Genomic DNA, 20,663 nt, shown 5'->3' on the forward strand with positions numbered 1-20,663 from the left:
ATGAAGCAATTTCTCACGACGATAGCGAAATTCGGCGTACTGCTGCTGATCATGTGTGCCATCATTGAGGTGGCGCTGTTGTTCAGACCGAACATCTACGCCTATAAGAGTCAGTATATGGAGGAGCACTACAAGGAGATCAAGGTGCTTCTGTTGGGTAGCTCGCACATCGAGGAGGCGGTGAAGCCGCAACTTGTGGGCGAAGGCACCTTCAACCTGGCGATCTCGGCCCGTCTGAGGATCTTCGATGTGGCCCTGGCAGAGATGTACGTGCCGAAGATGGACAGTCTGAAAGCCCTCGTGATGCCGGTGGACTACACGAACTTCTTCTTCGAGCGACAGTACGAGAACCCGAACACGAAATCGGTGGCAGAGGACCTGTCGGGCACCTGTCGCTGCATGCACATGAAATACATGGGGGTGCGGGTGGATCCGTTGTGGTACTGGCCCGAGATCCTCAACTCCAAGCTGAACTTCATGCAACGGTTCTGGAACGACCGGGAGACACTGCAGGAATGCGACTCGTTGGGCTACGTGAAGCTCGACATCCAGAAACGTCCTGCCGACTGGGACATGCGGGCTATCCCTGCCCTGATAGACCGTACGAAGGTGATTGACCAAGAACAGTATGACAAGGCCTTCGACCAGTTTGAACGAGTGGCGAAGGTGACCCATGAGAAAGGCGTTCGGCTCGTACTCGTGGCACCGCCCGTGTACAAGACGTACCAACAGTATATCAACCCGATGGTGCTGAACGACATCCACATGTTCGTGGCAAAGCTACAGGCTAAGTATCCGAACGTGGAGTACCATGAGAGTCTCTTCGCCGAAGGCTTCGAGGCCAGTGACTTCCAGGACGCGAGTCACCTCAATGATGCCGGTGCGGAGAAATACTCGCGGATGCTCGCGGACATCATCTATCCTCATTTGTAGGTATTTATCGCGACTTGTGACCAGATGCAACCCGGTTGCAAGTTTTTTTTTCGTATCTTTGCAGCCGTTTAGAAGACAAGAAGAAAGAAAACGAAAACATGAGATTATCAGAACTGAAGACTGGTGAGAAAGGCGTGATCGTCAAGGTGTACGGTCACGGCGGATTCCGGAAACGTATCATCGAGATGGGATTCATCAAAGGCAAAGAGGTGGAGGTGCTGTTGAACGCCCCCCTACAAGATCCCGTGAAATACAAACTGATGGGCTATGAGGTATCGTTACGCCATCAGGAGGCCGACATGATCGAAGTGGTGACAGCCGAGGAAGCCCGTCGGCACGGTCAGCAGCAGACAGAGCTGGAACCGCAGATTGTGGCCTCGGAGCATGAGGACGACTATATACAGCACGTGGCCCTGAAGGAGCGCCGTACGATCAACGTGGCCCTGGTGGGTAATCCTAACTGCGGTAAGACCTCACTCTTCAACTTCGCCAGCGGTGCCCATGGTCATGTGGGCAACTACTCGGGCGTGACGGTGGATGCCTCGGAGGCTCATGCCTCGTTCTTCGGCTATGAGTTCAACCTCACTGACCTGCCCGGCACCTATAGTCTCAGTTGCTACTCACCGGAGGAGCTCTATGTGAGAGAGCATCTGACAGAGAAGATGCCCGACGTGGTGATCAACGTGATCGACGCCTCGAACCTGGAGCGTAACCTCTACCTGACCACCCAGTTGGTGGACATGAACGTGCGGATGGTATGCGCACTGAATATGTTTGACGACTTCAAGCGTCGTGGTGACCATGTGAACCTGGACACGCTGAGTACCCTGTTCGGTATCCCGATGATTCCCACCTCGTTCAAGAACGGTGACGGTGTGAAGGACCTGTTCAAGGCTGTGATCCAGGTGTATGAGGGCACCAGTAAGTCGTCGCGCCACCTGCATATCAACTACGGACATGAGATCGAGGACGGCATCGCCCATATCCAGAAATACCTGAAGGCCGACGAGCATATCCGTCAGCACTACTCCACCCGATACCTCGCCCTGAAGCTGTTGGAACACGACTCTCAGGTGCTTGACTATCTGGGTAAGCACATGGCATCGGAAGACCGTATGAAAGATTTCCACGAACTGACGCAGGCACGTGATATGGCGTCGGCCCGTGTCAAGGAGGAGACGGACAGCGACTCAGAGACAGCCATCATGGACGCGAAGTACGGCTTTATCAACGGTGCCCTGAAGGAGGCAGAGTTCAAGACAGGTACGAAGAAAGACACGTACCGCACCTCGCATATGATCGACGCCATCCTGTCGCATAAATACCTGGGCTTCCCGATCTTCTTCCTGTTGCTCTACATCATGTTCGAGACGACGTTCTCGCTTGGACAGTATCCGATGGACTGGATCGAGGAAGGTATCGCCTGGTTGGGTGAGAAGGTCAGCACGAACATGACCGACGGTCCGCTGAAGGCCATGCTGACCGACGGTGTCATCGGTGGTGTAGGTAGTGTCATCGTGTTCCTGCCGCAGATCCTCATCCTGTATTTCTTTATCTCACTGATGGAGGACTCGGGCTATATGGCGCGCGCCGCCTTTATCATGGACAAGCTGATGCATAAGATGGGACTACACGGAAAATCGTTCATCCCCCTGATCATGGGCTTTGGATGTAATGTACCGGCCGTGATGGCCACACGAACCATCGAGAGTCGCCGGTCCAGACTTATCACGATGATGGTGCTACCGTTCATGAGCTGTTCGGCCCGACTGCCTATCTATATCATGATTGCAGGTACCTTCTTCTCGCTTCAATACCGCTCGTGGGTACTCCTGTCGCTCTATGCCATCGGCATCCTGATGTCGGTGATCGTCAGTAAACTCCTCTCGACGATCGTGATCAAAGGTGAAGACACACCATTCGTGATGGAACTACCACCCTACCGTTGGCCGACACCGAAGGCCATCTGGCGACACACGTGGGAAAAAGGTAAGGAGTATCTGAAGAAGATGGGAGGCATCATCCTTGTAGCCAGTGTGATCGTATGGGCGCTGGGGTATTTCCCCCACCATGAGGAGCTCAGTCGGGAACAGCAACAGGAGCAGAGCTATATCGGACGCATGGGTAAGGCCATCGAACCGATCTTCACGCCACAGGGCTTCAACTGGAAACTCGATGTGAGTCTGTTGGCTGGTGTAGGCGCAAAAGAGATCGTGGCCTCGACCATCGGTGTACTCTACAGTGGTGATGACTCGTTCGGCGACGACGATAGTTTCAGCGACGATACAGAGAAATATACGCATCTGCGACAGTTGATGCTCCAAGAGGGCATCACCCCGTTGACAGCCTATGCCTATCTACTCTTTATCCTCCTCTACTTCCCTTGTATCGCCACCATTGCGGCCATCAAGAACGAGACGGGATCATGGCGGTGGGCACTGTTTGCCGCAGGATACACCACAGCAGTCGCATGGATCATTTCGGCGCTGGTCTATCAGGTAGGCTGTATGATGGCATAACCCCACACAGTCAACTGTATATGAATAAGGAAAGAGTAATATTTTAAACTTTTTCCTTATTCATTTTATTATCATCGATATAATTCGTATCTTTGCACTCAAATCAACAAAACAGAACATTTTTTATGAAACAAAAACTAAAGTATGAGAAACCTTCGATGAAGGCCTATCAGTTTAATCAACAACAGCCACTTCTGACTGGCAGCGGAGAAGCCCCAGACATGCCGTATGGCTGGAATGGTAATCCTCTAGAATTCTAACTAAAAACGCTCGAAAGATGAAACGCATAATCACTATCCTCACAATGACAGCCTTTGCGGTCGTGTTTCTGAACAGTTGTCAGGACTCGCAGATTCCTGAGGAGAAAAAAGGTACCCCGCTGACCATCCACGCATCTATAGATACACCGCAAAACACCAGAACCGCTTACGACCTTACATCTACTGGCATGACTATCTCCTGGAACGAAGAAGAAGCCATCACAGTGATATCCTTCGATGAAAACGGCATCACGGCCGTAGATAAGTTTTTTTCCACAGGAGAGCAGGGCCGTAAGAAGGCGGACTTTTCCGGAACGTGGACAGGAAATGAGGGCGACCAGATCATCTGCCTCTATCCGAACATCGATAGTTACGCAGGAACTTCACTCTTTGACAATGTGGATGTCGGCTCTCCGTTTATCATTCTGAGACAAATTTCTATAGCTCTTGGGGCACTGAAGCATGAGAATCCAAGCACCCTTAAAGACGCTGACGTGATGGTTGGCGAGGTGACCATCCATGGAGCTTACGCCTCCGTGAACCTGAAGCACCAGATCAGCATATTCGAGATAGAAGCTACCTGCAAGAACCTGGGTTGGAGTGATAGAAGTGAAAAAATCAATACAATCAAGATTTCTGCCAAGCCCAATGACGACGAAGAAGATGATGATAATGATGTGGTATTTGCCAGGGGAGGCATGCTCCATGTAACGACCGAAGCATACACCGGGAATTTCTTCGCGACGGAATTTGGCTCTTTGGACTATTATCTTAACGATAGTGGACACAATAGTGATTTCAATATGTCGGATGGTGAGATCACGCAGACTTTCTATGCTCCCGTCTTCTTCGAAGGAGATCTTGAAGAAGGTTATACGCTGAAGTTCCAGTTCGGAGGCAACGCTTATATAGAGACGAAGGACAGAAGGGAGCGAATAGATGTCTTTGAAGTGGGCGACAAGGCCATAAAACTGACAGAAAAATATCCACTTGAAAGAGGCAAGATCTACCGTTTCAAGGTGACTATATAACTCATGGAGAAAGTGATATTAGGTATCGATCCCGGCACAACGATCATGGGATACGGTCTGCTGAAGGTGGTGGACGGAAAGGCGCAGATGATGACCATGGGTGTCATCGACCTGCGTAAGTTCCCTGATGCCTACCTGAAACTCGGCCATATCTTTGAGCGCGTGACCAGCATCATCGACGGTTACCTGCCAGACGAGATGGCCATCGAAGCTCCCTTCTTCGGGAAAAACGTGCAGTCGATGCTGAAGCTAGGACGTGCCCAAGGCACTGCCATCGCCGCTGCGATCCATCACGGAGTGCCCATCCATGAGTATGCACCAATGAAGATCAAGATGGCCCTGACCGGTAATGGCGGCGCCTCGAAGGAGCAAGTGGCGGGGATGCTTCAACGGTTGTTGAAGATTCCTCAGGAGGAGATGGGAAAATTCATGGACGCCACCGACGCGCTGGCTACCGCCTACTGCCACTACCTGCAGATGGGGCGCCCGGAGAGTGACGTGAAGTACCGGGGATGGAAGGATTTCGTCAACAAGAACCAAGAAAAAGTATCGAAGCGAAAAACCAAGGATGAGAACGATTGATATCAAGGATGCCAGAGCCCGGAAGCCTGAGTGGTCGATGGCCGAGCCCGTGAACTTCTCTCTGGAAGCGGGAGAGCATATCGCCATCGTGGGCAGGAACGGGGCTGGTAAGAGTATGCTCGTGGATCTCATCACCGGACGCCATCCCGCCTTTCCCAACATGGTGAGCTATGCCTTTCCAGAGCCTTATAACAACCTGAAGCATATCTCCTTCCGTGACACCTACGGTGGTGATAACGACCGTACCTATTTCCTTCAGCAACGTTGGAACCAGATGGAGATCGACGAGGAGACGCCGACGGTCGGTCAGAGACTGGAGGAGGCCTACCGACTGGCTGGTGAGGACACCCCGGAACGGCGACGCCTGCAGCAACATATCTATGAGCTGTTCCATCTAGATAGTCTGCTTGATAAATACATCATCCTGCTGTCGAGTGGAGAACTGCGCAAATACAAGCTTGCCGCCTCACTCTTCACCAATCCACGTGTCCTGATCATGGAGAACCCGTTCATCGGTCTGGATGCCCAGACACGCGACCAGCTGAAGACGCTGCTTACCACGCTCTCCCAAGAGCAACAGCTACAGATTATCCTCATGCTGTCCAAGACTGACGAGATACCCGACTTCATCACCCATGTCGTGGAGGTGAAAGAGAAGCATGTACTGCCAAAGGTAGCGCTAGATGATTACCTGAGGCATCGCGAGCCCTTCCCCACCCGTGTTCTGTCACCAGAGAAAGAGCGGGCCATCCTGGCACTGCCAGAGCATTGCGACAGCCCAGACTCATCGGAAGTCATTCGTTTTAATAACGTCAGCATACGATATGGCAGTCGTACCATCCTAAAAGACCTGAGCTGGACCGTGAGACAAGGAGAGCGCTGGTCGTTGTCGGGACAGAACGGCAGCGGTAAGTCGACCCTGTTATCCCTGGTGTGTGCAGACAATCCACAAGGTTATGCCTGTAACATTTCGCTCTTCGGCCATCAACGAGGTTCCGGCGAGAGTATCTGGGACATCAAGCGACACATCGGTTATGTGTCGCCAGAGATGCACCGTAGCTACAAGCAGGACATCCCAGCCATCCGTATCGTTGCCAGTGGACTGAAAGACTCCGTGGGACTCTATGTCAAGCCCCGTCAGGAAGAATACGATATCTGTCGCTGGTGGATGGACATCTTCGGCATCAGTCATCTGGCCGACCGTACTTTCCTGAAGATGTCAAGCGGAGAACAGCGCCTGGTGCTTCTTGCCAGAGCCTTCGTAAAAGACCCGTCGCTGCTGATCCTCGACGAACCACTCCATGGTCTGGACAATACCAACCGCCGACTGGTGAAGGACATCATCGAAGCATTCTGTCGGCGTAAGAATAAGACACTGATCTTCGTGACCCACTATCAGGAAGAGCTACCCAGCGTCGTCGATCACTCCCTTTTCCTCGAGCGCCATTAAACAAAAGAGCCCTCCCGACGGGAGAGCTCTCTATCTCTTTCTTATACTTTTATTTTCCTTCCAGCAGGGCTGCCGTACGTACACGCGACAAGGTCTCGGGCGTCATCTGCAGATAGCTGGCGATATAGACCAACGGTGCACGGAGAACGAGCTGAGGCTGGTCCTTCACCAGTTTCTGATAGCGGTCCTGGGCGCTCTCGAAGCGGAGCATGTCGGCATGATGCTGACTGAGGATCAAGCTCTCCTCCAGGATTTTCCTGAAGAGGATCTGGATGTTCACGCTCTTCATGGCCACAGCCTCCAGGTCGGCCTTCGGCATGGCTATCAGGATCGTAGGCTCCAGGGCCTTGATCTGCAATTTCGCAGGCTGCTCCCGGAACAGGCTCTCAATGCACATCACGATGCTATTCTCGGTTGCCATATACTCTGTCAGCTCTTTCTCGTTCTTATAATAGAACTGACGAACGAGTCCTTTCACAACCCAATATATATTAGTACAGATCTCACCTTCTTTCAGGATCATCTCGTTCTTGGCGAACTTCATAGGCACGAGGATGCTCTCCAGGAGATCCAGCTCGTCGTGTGTCATCGTACTGTAACGACGTGCAAGTTCGCGTGCCACGTCTCTCGTCGTAATACTCATGTTTGGCATAATATCTTTATCCTCCTTAATTAATGGGACCTTTAGTTTATAGTTAAGTGAAGTGCCGACTGCATCAGTCGAGCTTCAGGACGGCCAGGAAGGCTTTCTGAGGCACCTCCACATTACCGATCTGTTTCATACGTTTCTTTCCTCTTTTCTGTTTCTCCAACAGCTTACGCTTACGGCTGACATCACCGCCATAACACTTAGCCGTGACGTCTTTACGTACCTGTTTCACCGTCTCACGGGCAATGATCTTCGCTCCAATAGCGGCCTGGATGGCGATATCAAACTGCTGGCGCGGAATCAGTTCCTTGAGTTTCTCACACATCCGTCGTCCGAAGGCAACGGCATTGTCCTGATGGGTCAGCGTAGACAAGGCATCGACCGGCTCACCGTTGAGCAGGATATCCAACTTCGCCAGTTTCGAGGGTCGAAAGCCATCGACATGATAGTCGAACGAGGCATAGCCCTTTGAGATGGATTTCAGTTTGTCGTAGAAGTCTATGACGATCTCACCCAGCGGCAGCATGAAATGAAGCTCCACACGATTGCCCGACACATACTGCTGGTCGATCAGTTCACCACGCTTATCCAGGCACAGGGTCATGATCGGTCCGATATAGTCGGCAGCCGTAATGATCGATGCCCGGATATAGGGTTCCTCGATATGCTCGATCATCGTCAGGTCGGGCAGTCCCGAGGGGTTATGCACCTCTTTCACCTCACCCTGCTTAGTATAGCACAGATAAGACACGTTGGGCACTGTTGTTATCACGTCCATATCGAACTCACGGTCAAGACGCTCCTGGATGATCTCCATGTGGAGCAAACCGAGAAAGCCACAACGGAAGCCAAAGCCCAGTGCTACGGAGCTCTCTGGCATGAATGTCAGTGAGGCATCGTTGAGCTGTAGTTTCTCCAGTGAGGCACGCAGGTTCTCATAGTCGGTCGGGTCTATCGGATAGACACCGGCGAACACCATCGGTTTCACCTCCTGGAAGCCCTCAATGGCCTCATTGCAGGGGTTGGCGACATGCGTGATCGTATCACCGACCTTCACCTCCTTGGAGTTCTTGATACCACTGATAATATATCCCACATCACCTGTACGCAGTTCCTTCCGAGGGATCATGTCCATCTTCAGGACACCGATCTCGTCGGCATCATACTCCATGCCAGTATTGAAAAACTTGACATGGTCGCCTGTGCGGATGACGCCATTGGTAATCTTAAAATAGGCGATGATGCCACGGAACGAGTTGAACACAGAGTCAAAGATCAGGGCCTGTAGAGGTGCTTTGTCATCACCCACAGGATGAGGTATCCGTTCAACGACAGCATCGAGGATCTGCTCTACACCCTCACCAGTCTTTCCCGAGGCACGGATAATATCCGAGCGGTCGCAACCGATCAGGTCGATAATCTCGTCCTCCACCTCATCGGGCATAGCCGACGGCATATCAATCTTATTGATGACAGGGATAATCTCCAGATTATGGTCGATAGCCATATAGAGATTAGAGATGGTCTGAGCCTGCACGCCCTGTGTGGCATCCACCACCAGCAAGGCGCCTTCACACGCCGCAATAGAACGGCTGACCTCATAGGAGAAGTCAACATGTCCCGGGGTGTCAATGAGATTCAGAATATATTTTTGTCCTTGATGCGTGTATTCCATCTGGATGGCATGACTCTTGATGGTGATGCCACGTTCACGTTCGAGATCCATATCATCAAGCATCTGACCCTCAGTAACTTGAATCGTCTTGGTGAATTCAAGCATACGATCGGCTAAGGTTGACTTGCCGTGGTCAATATGTGCGATGATACAGAAATTTCTTATATGGTCCATGTTTTTTACGTGTACTTTGAAGTGCAAAGTTACAAAAAAATCATCTGGAAATGAATAATTTTACTTTTTTTTGTATCTTTGTACCCCAAAAATAGCATTCATTATGAAAAAACTATGTGGATTATGCCTGATGGTTCTCATGCTGTCTGCCTGTCAGGAATCATTGGAAGACAGATGCATGCGCGAAGCAAGAGAATACACGAAAAAGAACTGTCCTGTGAAATTGGATGACAACACGACGCTTGACAGTCTGACCTTCGAGCGAGACAGTCATACCCTACACTATTATTATAAACTGACTGGTGTTGCCGACCAGGAAGGACTGCTCAACGGCACGGAGGTGACGAAGGCCCTGAAGGTGGAATTAAAGAACACCACATCCATGAAGGTCTACAAGGACAACAAATACAAATTTGCCTATACCTTCTGTTCAGAGAAGGACCCGAAGAAGGTGCTATACGAAGCAACGTTGACTGAGAAGGACTATCAATAAGAAAAGCGCCTCACCGATTGGTGAGGCGCTTGCTATTACTCGGGCTTCATATTCGTGTAAACCGTCTGCACATCGTCGAAGTCTTCCAACTTCTCCACCATCTTATCGATGGTCTCACGCTGCTCGGCAGTCACATCCTTCAGATCGTTCGGGATTCGGGTGAACTCCGCGCCAGTCACCTCAAAGCCATTCTCCTCGAGGTGCTTCTGGATAGCACCAAATGAAGAGGGATCGCCATAGATGGTGATGCTGTTCTCCTCCTCGTCCTCGTCGAACTCATCTTCCACTCCATAGTCAATCAGATCGAGGATCATCTCATCCATGTCGAGACCATCCTTCTTCTTAAAGGTGAAGACAGCCTTGTGATCGAACAAGAACGACAGTGAGCCCTGTGTACCCAGGTTACCATTAAACTTGTTGAAGACAGAACGGACGTCACCCACCGTACGAGTGGTGTTGTCGGTCAGGGTCTCAACGAAGATGGCGATTCCATGAGGACCATATCCCTCATATGTCACCTCCTTATAATCGCTCTGGTCCTTACCCATTGCGTTCTTAATGGCACGCTCGATATTATCCTTCGGCATGTTCTCGCGCTTAGCATTAGCAATGATAGCACGCAATGCCGGGTTGTTCTCGGGTTCCGGACCGCCAGCCTTCACGGCGATGGCAATCTGTTTTCCGATCTTCGTAAATGTCTTGGCCATATGGCCCCACCGCTTCAGCTTCGTTGCTTTACGGTACTCAAATGCTCTTCCCATATCTTGTACAATTTTGAATTAACAGTTAAGAATAATCATTACCTGAGTTCGGCATTCAGATTCTTCTTGATATTTGCGATGAGCTTCTGCATGATCGCATCAATCTGCTTGTCGCCCATGGTCTTTTCTTCATCCTGAAGGATGAAGTTCACGGCGTAGCTCTTCTTACCGGCAGGGAGCTTATCTCCCTCATAGACATCGAAGAGTTCAACCTTCTTCAGCAGTTTTTTCTCCGTCTGACGAGCGATCTGCTCAATCTGGGCAAACTCCACATTCTTATCGACCAACAAGGCCAGGTCGCGACTCACGGCGGGGAACTTAGAAATCTCCGTATAGAGTACCTGGTTCTTCTTGATGACCTTCATCAGAGCCGTCCAGTTGATCTCGGCATAATAGACAGGATTATCGAGGCCGAACTGCTTCTGCAGTTTCTTGGATATGATTCCCATTTCGGCAATCTTCTTTCCGCCACGGTTCTCAATGGTGAGCGCATCGGAGAAGATCGCATTATCAGACTTCTTACGAACCAGTACACCTGCTTTCACACCAACACGACGCAGAATATTCTCCACATAGGCACTCAGTTCATAGAACGTGGCGTCCTCGTTCTGGTGTGCCCATGAGCCCTCGACACGCTTACCAGTCACCCAAAGACCCAGATGATACTGTTCCTTATAGGCCTGCATCGGATCCTCGTCGTTCTGTTTCTCGGGCGAGAATGTATATACATTACCGAATTCGAAGAAACGAAGATTCTGACGCTTGCGGTTCACATTGTGCTGAATGCTTTCCATACCACCGAACAACAATGTCTGTCGCATGACATTCAGATCAGCCGACAAGGGGTTCATAATGTGCACGAGGGTATCGTTCTCGCCATAGTAAGCACCCTTGGTCAGGGAGTTGTTCAGAATCTCATTGAAGCCCTCACCAACCAGTTGCTCACTCACGAGGTTAGCCAGTTTATGCTTCTGATCCTCGTCGCCCTTGATCACGAGCGAGCCCTTCAGTTGGGTAGGAATCTCCACATTGTTATATCCATAGATACGCAGGATATCTTCCACAACATCGCAAGGACGTTGTACGTCAACGCGGTAGGCAGGAATTTCGAGCGTGAGAGCCTCAACGGTCTCAGAGAGCACCTGCATCTCCAGACTCTCGCAGATGGATTTGATGGTGTCGGCAGGGATATCCTTACCGATAAGGTTGTTTACATAGTCGAAACGCAACTCGACCACAGGGTTCTTGAGTGGTTCTGGATAGACATCACAGATCTCCATGCCCACCTTACCACCAGCTAACTCCTGACAGAGGATAGCTGCCTGCTGCAAGGCATAGATAGTCCCATTAGGATCGACGCCACGCTCAAAACGGAAAGAGGCGTCGGTAGAGAGACCGTGACGACGGGCGCTCTTACGGATCCATGTCGGATGGAAGTAAGCACTCTCGAGCACTACATTCTTCGTCGTCTCGTAAGTGCCGCTACCCTTACCACCGAACACGCCGGCGATACACATCGGTTCTTCGGCATTGCAGATAGCGAGATCGCGATCAGACAGTTTATGCTCCTCCCCATCGAGGGTCTGGAACGGTGTTCCCTCCGGCATCGTCTTAACCACGATCTTATGTCCCTTTACCATGTCGGCATCAAAGCAGTGCAAAGGCTGTCCGTATGCCATCATGATATAGTTGGTGATATCCACAATATTATTGATCGGACGCAAGCCGATAGTAGACAGCCTGTTCTTCAGCCATTCGGGAGACTCCTTCACCTCGCAATCGGAGATGCTCACACAAGCATAGCGCTTGCAAGCCTCCTGATTCTCGATGACCACATCGATAGGCAGATTGCAATGATCAACCTTGAACTTCGAGCAGTCTGGACGATGCAGAGAGGTCTGATAACCATTCCGTTTCAACCAGGCATAGAGATCACGGGCAACACCCCAGTGACTCAACGCGTCGGCACGGTTGGCCGTGATGTCAACCTCAATAAGCCAGTCACTCTCCAAGTGATAATATTCTGCTGCAGGTGTACCCACCACGGCATCCTCCGGTAATACGATGATACCATCATGAGATGAACCCACGCCGATCTCATCCTCAGCACAGATCATACCATTCGACTCAACGCCGCGTAACTTTGACTTCTTGATCACGAATTCCTGATCACCATCATAAAGCACACATCCCAGATCAGCCACAATCACCTTCTGACCAGCTGCCACGTTAGGTGCGCCACAAACGATCTGCGAAGGCTCGCCTTTACCCAGATCCACCGTCGTTACATGCAGGTGGTCGGAATTAGGATGTGCCTCACAAGTAAGGACCTTACCAACATAAAGACCTTTCAGGCCACCCTTGATGGTCTGTACTTCCTCCAAAGCGTCGACTTCCAGACCTGTCGATGTCAGTGCATCACACACTTGTTGGGCGGTCAGGTCGAAATCAACGTATTCCTTCAACCATTTATAGGAAATATTCATTATACCGATTCTTTAGTAATTACTGTCTTTTGAAATTTCGACCGCAAAGGTACTAAAAAATCGGTATATACACAAATTTTTCATTTAAAAACTACTCGATACACTTCATTAGGAAGTCAACGGCTCCGTTCACACCAAACTTACGCACATCTATCGCAATGTCATAGTTACGGGCATCGGTCCAGTCTTTCCCTGTAAAGGTCTTGGTATAGAGCTCACGACTATAGTCATTGTCGACCACCATCGCCGCAGCATCGCGCAGGTCAAGTCCATACCTCTCTGCAATACGGTGTTTTCTACACTCCGCAGAGGAATGAATAAAAATCTTTAGTGCATTCGGGTGATCAGCAAAGATATGGAAACCACAGCGTCCCACAATCACGCACGACTCCTTCGCTGCAATGGAACGGATGGCTTCAGCCTGAGCATTGAACAAGGCATGCGAGGTCTGACTATGCTCTGCGCCATCATACTCTGCCTTACTCATGTAATTCCGATAGAAATCCGTAAAATCATCGCGCCATAGCGGATTCCGTGTCTCAATCTTTTCCATGGCCTCCTCCACCACATGGGTACGCTTAGCCACCTCATTCAGAATCTGCTTATCGAGCAGTTTGACATTCAACCGTCGTGCCAATTCTGCTCCAATCTCATGTCCGCCCGTACCGAACTGGCGGCTGATCGTAATAACGAATTGTTCCTCCCTGTTCATAGTGCGCCATTTATTAGTTAAACATTTTTCCTTTGGCAAAGATAAAAAAAAGAATCGGAAAATCCAAGAAATGAAAGAAATATTAGCTTAGCATATGAAACTTTTAACATACTCAGCAGCCATCTCCGCACACCGTTCACCATCCACGCCAGCCGAGACGATACCCCCCGCATAGCCTGCACCCTCTCCACATGGGAAAAGACCTTGGATACGAACATGTTGCAGTCGGTCTTTGTCACGAACAATACGAACAGGAGAGGATGTTCGTGTCTCCACGGCTATCAGCACTGCCTCGTTTGTCAAGAATCCATGCGCATTCCGACCAAACACCTTAAAACCTTCTTGCAGACGGGTGGAAATCATCTTTGGCAACCAGAAGTGCAACGGACTGGATATCAATCCCGGAGCATACGACGACTTCGGCAGATCGCCACTCAGTTTTCCATTTACGAAGTCCGCCATCCTTTGAGCCGGTGCCGTCTGTCGCATATTCCCCTGTTGCCAGCACATCTTCTCCAGTTCTTCCTGGAAACGGAGGACTTTCAATTGAGAGTCGAGAGTTGAGGATTGCGAGTCCGTGCTTGGCTTGTTCGATGGTCTATGCCCCATTGATTCAACATCTTCCGGACGCACCTCTACGACCATACCAGAATTGCTCCAGCGCGTACCTCGGTTGGCCGGACTCATGCCATTAACAACGATCTGTTCCTTGTCGGTAGCGGCCGGAATGACGAAACCACCCGGACACATACAGAACGAGTAGACACCCCGTCCCGCGACCTGAGTCACAAAAGAATATTCCGCCGCCGGCAGGAACCGTCCTCTACCCTGTTTGGAATGATACTGTATCTGATCGATCAACGCAGAAGGATGTTCCAGTCTCACACCCACAGCGATACCTTTCCCTTCTATTTCAATCTTTGCTTCAGCAAGATATCTGTAAACATCTCTGGCAGAGTGACCTGTAGCAAGAATAACAGGTCCCATATATTGCTGTTGACTAGAGGTCGTCGGCTGTTGACTAACAGCCTCAACACCAACCACCCGGTTGCCCTCCAGGATTAACCGCGTCATCTTTGTCTGGAAATGCACCTCACCACCACAGTTGATGATGGTGTTACGCATGGCCTCAATCACCTGAGGGAGTCTGTCGGTACCGATATGTGGATGAGCGTCGGCGAGAATAGCTGTTGATGCGCCATGCTGACAGAACACATTCAGGATCTTATCGATATTTCCCCGTTTCTTGCTTCTGGTGTACAGTTTACCATCGGAATAGGCACCTGCCCCTCCCTCACCGAAACAGTAATTGCTCTCCGCATCCACCTGTTGAGTCCTAGAGATATCTGCCAGATCCCTCTTACGGTCATGGACATTCTTACCTCGTTCCAGGACAACAGGCCGCAGACCAAGTTCTATCAGTCGCAAGGCAGCAAAGAGACCACCAGGCCCAGCCCCCACGACAATCACCTGAGGCCGACCCTCAACATGGGGATACTCAGTCCTCACATACTCGTCATCACTGGGCTGTTCATTCACATAAACCCGGACCTTCAAGTTCACATAGATCTGACGTTGACGGGCATCGATACTGCGTTTCAAGATACGCACGCCCCAGATGGCCTTGACATCAAGTCCATGCTCGTCAGCAAGCCAGTCCTTCAGTCGGTCCTCCTGTGCAGCAACCTCAGGTATTACCCTTATCTGGTATTCGTTTACCATCTTAATCTCCTAAAACTTGAGAAGTTCGTTATAGATACGTTGCACGGGTAAGCCCATGACATTATAATAGCTACCATGAAGTCCCGTCACACCGATATATCCAATCCACTCCTGAATACCATAGGCACCAGCCTTGTCGAACGGATGATAATGAGTGATATAATAATCAATCTCTTCGTCTGTCAGACTCTTAAAAGACACGTCAGTCGTCACCGAAAAACGAGACTCCTGATCAAGAGAACACAGACAGACACCTGTCGTCACCTGATGCGTGCGTCCACTGAGTAGACGAAGCATCCGTTCCGCATCGTGCTCATCAGAAGGTTTTCCAAGAATCTCATCCCCTACAATCACAACAGTGTCTGCAGTGATAATAAGCTCATCGGAAGACATTGCGCCACGATAAGCCTCTGCTTTCTTGCCTGCGATATAAAGAGCCACCTCGTCGACAGGCAAACCTGAGGGATATGACTCATCGATGCCTTGCATAACGCGCACCTCAAAAGAGAGACCGAGACCGGCCAGGAGTTCCTTTCGGCGCGGAGAATTACTTGCCAGTACAATCCTATATTTATCAAGATTCTTCATCATGCATCAAAAGCATATATCGACTACCAGCCAAAAGCCTTGGCGTTCATCACCCATTTACCCTGGGCACGAAGTACCTGTTCTATCACATCACGACCACAGCCATAGCCTCCCTTTCTATCGCTGACATACAGGCTCACCTCCTTGATCTCCGGACATGCGTCCTTCGGACAGACCGGGCAGCCTACACAACGCATAATCTCAAGATCAGGGATATCATCGCCCATATACATCACCTCCTCGTCAGTAAGATCATATTGTTTCAGGAGTTGACGGTAGGTCTCGATCTTCACCGAGCAACCCAAATAGATATCCTCTACTCCCAGTCCCTCATATCGTACCCGGACACTAGGAGTGGTTGCACCTGTGAGGATGATGATACGAAGGCCGAGTTTCATGGCCAGTTGTATGGCGTAGCCGTCTTTGATATTCACTGTACGCAGTGGCACCCCATCTGCACTAAGTGTAATCGTCTCGGCACTGAGCACACCATCAATATCAAAGATTATTGCCCGAATCTTATTAAGATCGTATTGAATCATCTGTTGTCAGAATTTATTAAGATGTACATTCTCCCATTTCAGACGGTCCTCCGCCTGAGGCTTACGCTCATCCGTCCAATGCCCTACAGCAAGAACACACAAGCAATTGAGATTTTCCGGGATATCGAGAATTCCGCGGATCACCGTATCGGCAGTAGTACCATCAGCAAGTCCGCGTCCTCTCATCTGAATCCAACAAGTACCCAGTCCAAGATCCTCGGCTTGATACTGCATGGAAATAGCGGCTATTGATCCGTCCTCAACCCAGCAATCATTCTGCATGGGATCACCCAAGACAACGATTGCGACCGGGGCACCTTTGAGGAACTGACTACCAAGATCCTTGGCATCCGCCAGTTTCTCTATATCCAATTTATCTTCCACCACGACGAACTGCCAAGCACGCTGTCCTTTCGATGTGGGCGACATCAGAGCAGCCCTGAGAATCAGTTTCAGGTCTTCTGCGTCGATCTCCTCGTCTGTGAACTTCCGATGACTACGACGCATCTGCGCCAAATCTTTAAAATCCTTCATTGTCGATATGCGTTATTTTGCTGCAAAGTTAGTGAAATTCTGCTAAAAAAAGCACTTTTATTAAAATAATTCGTATTTTTGCGGCATGAAAGGACTGACGACAACCATCTACCGTACCAGCAGTGAACTACCTGTTCTGGAGGAAAAGAATTTCTTCCATAGTCGTCAGTTATTTGAGATTCTGGAACAGACACCGCGCCAGAAGCCTTACATGGTTGTCACCTCTGACGAAAACGGGAAAATCCTCAGTCATTTGTTGGGTATCGTACGTATCCGTCCTATATGGCTACCGCCGTTTCTGCTCATCCATTGTCGTATCATCGGCGAAGGTGTCTATGAAGAGAATGAACATCGGCGAGATGAATTGCTCGGAGAGATGTTGAAGGCCATCACCCGACTCATGAATAAGCGTGTATTCTATATCGAGATAAGTAATCTCAGTCAGAAGATGTTTGGTTACCGGCAGCTTCGCCAGTTGGGCTACTACCCCGTTCACTGGATGAGTATACACAATTCTCTACATAGTCATGCGCCGGAAGAACGCATCACGCCGAAGATGCTCAGACGTATACAACATGTCCATCAGAAAGGTGTCACAACAGTGGAGGTAGACAACGAAGAAGACTTTAGGGCATTTTCCAAACTGCTACGCAAGCACCATATTCTAAAGCCCAAGCGCTATATCCCCGACGACATGTTCTTCCACCAGCTCATGGAGGGCGATAGTGGTCGACTGTTTGTTACAAAATATAAGGGGAAAGTCGTCGGCTGTTCTGCGTGTGTGTACAGTGAAGGGAATGCCTATCTTTGGTATTCTGCTTTCAGACGAAAGACCTACCTGACCCTCCACCCTGACGACGTAACAGTATGGGATGCCATGAAGGATGCCTATGAGAGAGGTTATCAGCACATGTGCTTTATGGATGTCGGACTTCCATTTTCAAAGAATCCATTCCGCGAGTTCATCCTCCATTTTGGCGGAAAAGAAGTCAGCACCTACCGATGGTTCCGTTTTTCCATCAAGTGGGTCAATGCACTGTTATCATGGATCTACAGGGAGTGAGCACCATTCAATAGCTGAATTCCTCATCACGCTTTCCCATCATCATCTTCTTCAGTTCGTAGTCGTTGGCAGCCATGTCAACACCACGATCATCAGGGATATCGGGAATAGCGACCAGACCATCGTCATCTGCTCCCAATACCAAAGAGTCGCCATCCATTCCAGGAATATCATTAGCTGCCGCCGTGTCTACCGGTACTCGCACATACTGGATTGTCCGGTGGCGACGACATCCAGTCGTAATAAGCAGCAAAAATGTCAAAGTCAGGTATAATAGTCGTTTCATATAAGTTGGATATGTTAGGATTATATTCGCTCCACCTGTTTAACGCCTTTTACAGTGCGTAGTTTCTTGATCAGACTTTCCAGTCTGGAGGTATCCTCAAGCATCACCACGATATTCCCACTAAAGAGACCATCGTGCGAATCAATATTGATCGAGCGCAAGACCAGTCTTTCGTCCTTAGAGATAATGCTCGTCAGATTGTTTACGATACCGATATCGTCGGTTCCAACCACACGAAGCGTGATGGAATACTGCGACGAACCTTTTCCACTCCATCTCGCCTTAACGACGCGATATCCATAACGTCTGCGGAGTTCCGGAGCATTAGGACAGTCGGTACGATGAATCTTGATGCCTCCGTTAATTGTCACAAACCCGAAAATAGGATCTCCATAAATCGGGGTACAGCAACGGGCCAATTGGTAGTCGAGTCCTTTCAGATTACGGTCGATGACCAACACATCATCATTATACTGAGTGTTTAATCCGGCTATCTTCGAGTCGTCAAGTTCGAATTCGCTGGCAGAACGTGCAATATTATCGCCTGTCACCGTCTTCTCGCCCTCCTTAACCTCTATATATTTCTCGATAACAGCATTTACGTCAATCACACCATCTGCTACCTGCTTATAGAAATCACTAACCTCCTTAAATCCCATCTTCTTGATGGTGTGCATCATCAACGACTCATCCTGTTCAATCTTACGATTTTTGAACTTACGTTCCAACATCTCCTTGGCAAACAAGCCTTCCTTGACTTGCGTCTCCTTTAATGCTAATCGTATCTTCGATTTGGCACGTGAAGTCTTCACAATATTCAACCACTCCTGCCTAGGCTTCTGGTTAGCAGAGGTTAATATCTCCACCTGATCACCACTCTTCAGAAGCTGGCGGATACTGACAACACGTCCGTTGATACGTCCACCCGTGCATTGATTGCCGAGTTTGGAATGAATATGATAAGCAAAGTCAAGAACAGTGGCGCCTACGGGGAACTTATAGAGATCGCCTCTTGGGGTAAAGACGAACACCTCATCCTCATAAAGATCCATCTTGAACTGATCCATCGCCTCCATCCCTTCCGCGTTCTCCAGCATATTCCGGATTCCCGTCAGCCACTCGTCAAGACCTGTCTCACCCTTAACACCTTTATAGCGCCAATGGGCGGCAACACCCCTTTCTGCGATCTCATCCATACGTTCAGTACGGATCTGTACTTCGACCCATTTCTGTTCAGGTCCTAACACGGTGATATGAAGGCTCTCATAACCATTACTTTTCGGCACACTGAGCCAGTCGCGCAGGCGCTTAGGGTTAGGCTGATACATATCGGTCACGATCGAATAGGCCTGCCAGCACTGCATCACCTCACGGGTATGAGTCTGGCGTTCAGTGCCTTCGTCTTCACATTCGATGATGATGCGGATGGCAAACAGGTCGTAGATGCCCTCGAACCCACACTTCTGTTTCTTCATCTTCTCCCAGATAGAATGGATAGACTTCGTACGGCCTTTCATGTGGAACTTCAAGCCTGCCGCCTTCAGTTTCTCCTCAATAGGTCCTATAAAAGCCTGGATATACGCATCACGAGCAGCCTTCGTTGCATTGAGTTTCTCACGAATCATATAATATGCATCGTGCTCCATGTACTTCAGCGACAGATCCTCCAGTTCGCTTTTCAGTTTATAGAGTCCCAATTTATGAGCCAACGGCGCATAGAGGTAGGCAGCTTCCTGACTAACTGCCATCTTTGCCTCGGTATTGTCCGTATCACGGATCTGACGCATGAGATTCACACGATCGGCAATCATAATCAGGATCACCCTCATGTCCTCTGCAAAAGAAAGCAGCAGATTGCGGAAGTTTTCACTCTCGACAACAGGGTTTTTCTGATAGAGTTGCTGTATACGGTTCAAACCGTGCAAGATACGAGCCACCTGATCTCCATATTGCTCCTTGACTTGTTCAACGGACAGATGTCCCTCCTCTATCTCAGGTATCAAGTGTACAGCCTGGATAGCATCGCCCTTTAATCCGGTTTCCTTTTCAAGGATCTCTGCCGTCTGGGCAGCCATCCGCTTTTTTTCTTCGTATGTGAATGTAAACAGATCAGCCATAATACGTCGTGTTGATGGGACAAAGATACGATTTTCCGCTGACAAAAACATCTTTTTAAATAAAAGATATCTTTAAAAAAACAAAA

19 protein-coding genes are annotated in these 20,663 nt (G+C 49.6%); 8 read left to right on the forward strand and 11 right to left on the reverse strand.

The genetic code is table 11. The features are described from left to right. The 6 genes from BLU99_RS02105 (at nucleotide 1) to BLU99_RS02125 (ending at nucleotide 6,775) form a co-directional block, all read left to right on the forward strand. Nucleotides 1–933 carry an SGNH/GDSL hydrolase family protein gene (locus tag BLU99_RS02105; protein ID WP_091899516.1) on the forward strand — a complete coding sequence of 311 codons (933 nt, stop codon included), beginning with the start codon at nucleotides 1–3 and terminating at the stop codon, nucleotides 931–933. Nucleotides 934–1,031: 98 nt separating this feature from the next. After that, nucleotides 1,032–3,452, forward strand: a complete 2,421-nt coding sequence (gene feoB, locus BLU99_RS02110) for a ferrous iron transport protein B (protein ID WP_091899517.1) — start codon at nucleotides 1,032–1,034, stop codon at nucleotides 3,450–3,452. A gap of 125 nt (nucleotides 3,453–3,577) precedes the next feature. Further along, a complete protein-coding gene (locus tag BLU99_RS12375) occupies nucleotides 3,578–3,712 on the forward strand; it encodes a hypothetical protein (RefSeq protein ID WP_255397409.1) in 135 nt (44 codons plus the stop codon). A gap of 17 nt (nucleotides 3,713–3,729) precedes the next feature. Continuing rightward, nucleotides 3,730–4,743, forward strand: a complete 1,014-nt coding sequence (locus BLU99_RS02115) for a hypothetical protein (RefSeq protein WP_144006073.1) — start codon at nucleotides 3,730–3,732, stop codon at nucleotides 4,741–4,743. 3 nt (nucleotides 4,744–4,746) lie between these two features. Then, nucleotides 4,747–5,325, forward strand: coding sequence for a crossover junction endodeoxyribonuclease RuvC (gene ruvC, locus BLU99_RS02120; protein WP_091899519.1), 579 nt, complete (start codon nucleotides 4,747–4,749; stop codon nucleotides 5,323–5,325). Next, on the forward strand, nucleotides 5,312–6,775 hold the full coding sequence (locus BLU99_RS02125) for an ATP-binding cassette domain-containing protein (RefSeq protein ID WP_091899520.1): 1,464 nt from the start codon (nucleotides 5,312–5,314) through the stop codon (nucleotides 6,773–6,775). The genes ruvC and BLU99_RS02125 overlap by 14 nt, the downstream gene beginning before the upstream one ends. Before the next feature lie 49 nt (nucleotides 6,776–6,824). Here the strand turns inward: BLU99_RS02125 and BLU99_RS02130 are convergent, their stop codons facing one another. Together BLU99_RS02130 and lepA are read right to left on the reverse strand one after the other, a co-directional pair. Further along, nucleotides 6,825–7,427: a Crp/Fnr family transcriptional regulator gene (locus BLU99_RS02130; RefSeq protein ID WP_091899521.1), complete on the reverse strand. Its 603-nt coding sequence runs from the start codon at nucleotides 7,425–7,427 to the stop codon at nucleotides 6,825–6,827. Nucleotides 7,428–7,491: 64 nt separating this feature from the next. Continuing rightward, nucleotides 7,492–9,273 (reverse strand): translation elongation factor 4, encoded by a 1,782-nt coding sequence (gene lepA / locus BLU99_RS02135; RefSeq protein WP_091899522.1) that lies wholly within the window; start codon nucleotides 9,271–9,273, stop codon nucleotides 7,492–7,494. A gap of 103 nt (nucleotides 9,274–9,376) precedes the next feature. On the opposite strand from lepA, the gene BLU99_RS02140 reads away from it, so the two are divergent. Then, nucleotides 9,377–9,766, forward strand: a complete 390-nt coding sequence (locus BLU99_RS02140) for a hypothetical protein (RefSeq protein ID WP_255397410.1) — start codon at nucleotides 9,377–9,379, stop codon at nucleotides 9,764–9,766. Nucleotides 9,767–9,801: 35 nt separating this feature from the next. On the opposite strand, the gene BLU99_RS02145 is transcribed toward BLU99_RS02140, so the two are convergent. The 7 genes from BLU99_RS02145 to BLU99_RS02175 form a co-directional block, all read right to left on the reverse strand. Further along, the gene (locus tag BLU99_RS02145) at nucleotides 9,802–10,527 is read right to left on the reverse strand and encodes a YebC/PmpR family DNA-binding transcriptional regulator (protein ID WP_091899523.1); all 726 of its coding nucleotides are present in this window, start codon (nucleotides 10,525–10,527) and stop codon (nucleotides 9,802–9,804) included. A 38-nt stretch (nucleotides 10,528–10,565) separates the two neighbouring features. Then, nucleotides 10,566–13,013 (reverse strand): phenylalanine--tRNA ligase subunit beta, encoded by a 2,448-nt coding sequence (gene pheT, locus BLU99_RS02150; RefSeq protein ID WP_091899524.1) that lies wholly within the window; start codon nucleotides 13,011–13,013, stop codon nucleotides 10,566–10,568. Between the two features lie 91 nt (nucleotides 13,014–13,104). Then, entirely contained in the window at nucleotides 13,105–13,725 is a 621-nt protein-coding gene (locus tag BLU99_RS02155) for a cytidylate kinase-like family protein (RefSeq protein ID WP_091899525.1), read from the reverse strand. An 87-nt stretch (nucleotides 13,726–13,812) separates the two neighbouring features. Then, nucleotides 13,813–15,447 carry an NAD(P)/FAD-dependent oxidoreductase gene (locus tag BLU99_RS02160; RefSeq protein WP_091899526.1) on the reverse strand — a complete coding sequence of 545 codons (1,635 nt, stop codon included), beginning with the start codon at nucleotides 15,445–15,447 and terminating at the stop codon, nucleotides 13,813–13,815. A 9-nt stretch (nucleotides 15,448–15,456) separates the two neighbouring features. Next, nucleotides 15,457–16,038 (reverse strand): Maf-like protein, encoded by a 582-nt coding sequence (locus tag BLU99_RS02165; protein ID WP_369807688.1) that lies wholly within the window; start codon nucleotides 16,036–16,038, stop codon nucleotides 15,457–15,459. Between the two features lie 20 nt (nucleotides 16,039–16,058). Next, on the reverse strand, nucleotides 16,059–16,577 hold the full coding sequence (locus BLU99_RS02170; RefSeq protein WP_091899527.1) for a KdsC family phosphatase: 519 nt from the start codon (nucleotides 16,575–16,577) through the stop codon (nucleotides 16,059–16,061). Nucleotides 16,578–16,583: 6 nt separating this feature from the next. Further along, entirely contained in the window at nucleotides 16,584–17,111 is a 528-nt protein-coding gene (locus BLU99_RS02175) for a nitroreductase family protein (RefSeq protein ID WP_091899528.1), read from the reverse strand. Nucleotides 17,112–17,196: 85 nt separating this feature from the next. Between BLU99_RS02175 and BLU99_RS02180 the strand changes: the two genes are divergently transcribed. Beyond that, nucleotides 17,197–18,174, forward strand: a complete 978-nt coding sequence (locus BLU99_RS02180; protein WP_091899529.1) for a GNAT family N-acetyltransferase — start codon at nucleotides 17,197–17,199, stop codon at nucleotides 18,172–18,174. A gap of 7 nt (nucleotides 18,175–18,181) precedes the next feature. Here BLU99_RS02180 and BLU99_RS12135 read toward each other — a convergent pair whose 3' ends face one another. Continuing rightward, nucleotides 18,182–18,460, reverse strand: a complete 279-nt coding sequence (locus tag BLU99_RS12135) for a hypothetical protein (RefSeq protein ID WP_144006074.1) — start codon at nucleotides 18,458–18,460, stop codon at nucleotides 18,182–18,184. 20 nt (nucleotides 18,461–18,480) lie between these two features. Beyond that, nucleotides 18,481–20,577, reverse strand: a complete 2,097-nt coding sequence (locus tag BLU99_RS02185) for a RelA/SpoT family protein (protein WP_091899530.1) — start codon at nucleotides 20,575–20,577, stop codon at nucleotides 18,481–18,483. Between the last annotated feature and the right edge of the window lie 86 nt (nucleotides 20,578–20,663).

The organism is Prevotella sp. lc2012 (assembly GCF_900107065.1).
Classification (GTDB): domain Bacteria; phylum Bacteroidota; class Bacteroidia; order Bacteroidales; family Bacteroidaceae; genus Prevotella.

Excerpts from the sequence above, each read along its gene's own strand:
- BLU99_RS02105 (WP_091899516.1), top strand. The coding sequence starts at position 1 with ATGAAGCAATTTCTCACGACGATAGCGAAATTCGGCGTACTGCTGCTG.
- feoB (WP_091899517.1), top strand. The coding sequence starts at position 1,032 with ATGAGATTATCAGAACTGAAGACTGGTGAGAAAGGCGTGATCGTCAAG.
- BLU99_RS12375 (WP_255397409.1), top strand. The coding sequence starts at position 3,578 with ATGAAACAAAAACTAAAGTATGAGAAACCTTCGATGAAGGCCTATCAG.
- BLU99_RS02115 (WP_144006073.1), top strand. The coding sequence starts at position 3,730 with ATGAAACGCATAATCACTATCCTCACAATGACAGCCTTTGCGGTCGTG.
- ruvC (WP_091899519.1), top strand. The coding sequence starts at position 4,747 with ATGGAGAAAGTGATATTAGGTATCGATCCCGGCACAACGATCATGGGA.
- BLU99_RS02125 (WP_091899520.1), top strand. The coding sequence starts at position 5,312 with ATGAGAACGATTGATATCAAGGATGCCAGAGCCCGGAAGCCTGAGTGG.
- BLU99_RS02130 (WP_091899521.1), bottom strand. The coding sequence starts at position 7,427 with ATGCCAAACATGAGTATTACGACGAGAGACGTGGCACGCGAACTTGCA.
- lepA (WP_091899522.1), bottom strand. The coding sequence starts at position 9,273 with ATGGACCATATAAGAAATTTCTGTATCATCGCACATATTGACCACGGC.
- BLU99_RS02140 (WP_255397410.1), top strand. The coding sequence starts at position 9,377 with ATGAAAAAACTATGTGGATTATGCCTGATGGTTCTCATGCTGTCTGCC.
- BLU99_RS02145 (WP_091899523.1), bottom strand. The coding sequence starts at position 10,527 with ATGGGAAGAGCATTTGAGTACCGTAAAGCAACGAAGCTGAAGCGGTGG.
- pheT (WP_091899524.1), bottom strand. The coding sequence starts at position 13,013 with ATGAATATTTCCTATAAATGGTTGAAGGAATACGTTGATTTCGACCTG.
- BLU99_RS02155 (WP_091899525.1), bottom strand. The coding sequence starts at position 13,725 with ATGAACAGGGAGGAACAATTCGTTATTACGATCAGCCGCCAGTTCGGT.
- BLU99_RS02160 (WP_091899526.1), bottom strand. The coding sequence starts at position 15,447 with ATGGTAAACGAATACCAGATAAGGGTAATACCTGAGGTTGCTGCACAG.
- BLU99_RS02165 (WP_369807688.1), bottom strand. The coding sequence starts at position 16,038 with ATGATGAAGAATCTTGATAAATATAGGATTGTACTGGCAAGTAATTCT.
- BLU99_RS02170 (WP_091899527.1), bottom strand. The coding sequence starts at position 16,577 with ATGATTCAATACGATCTTAATAAGATTCGGGCAATAATCTTTGATATT.
- BLU99_RS02175 (WP_091899528.1), bottom strand. The coding sequence starts at position 17,111 with ATGAAGGATTTTAAAGATTTGGCGCAGATGCGTCGTAGTCATCGGAAG.
- BLU99_RS02180 (WP_091899529.1), top strand. The coding sequence starts at position 17,197 with ATGAAAGGACTGACGACAACCATCTACCGTACCAGCAGTGAACTACCT.
- BLU99_RS12135 (WP_144006074.1), bottom strand. The coding sequence starts at position 18,460 with ATGAAACGACTATTATACCTGACTTTGACATTTTTGCTGCTTATTACG.
- BLU99_RS02185 (WP_091899530.1), bottom strand. The coding sequence starts at position 20,577 with ATGGCTGATCTGTTTACATTCACATACGAAGAAAAAAAGCGGATGGCT.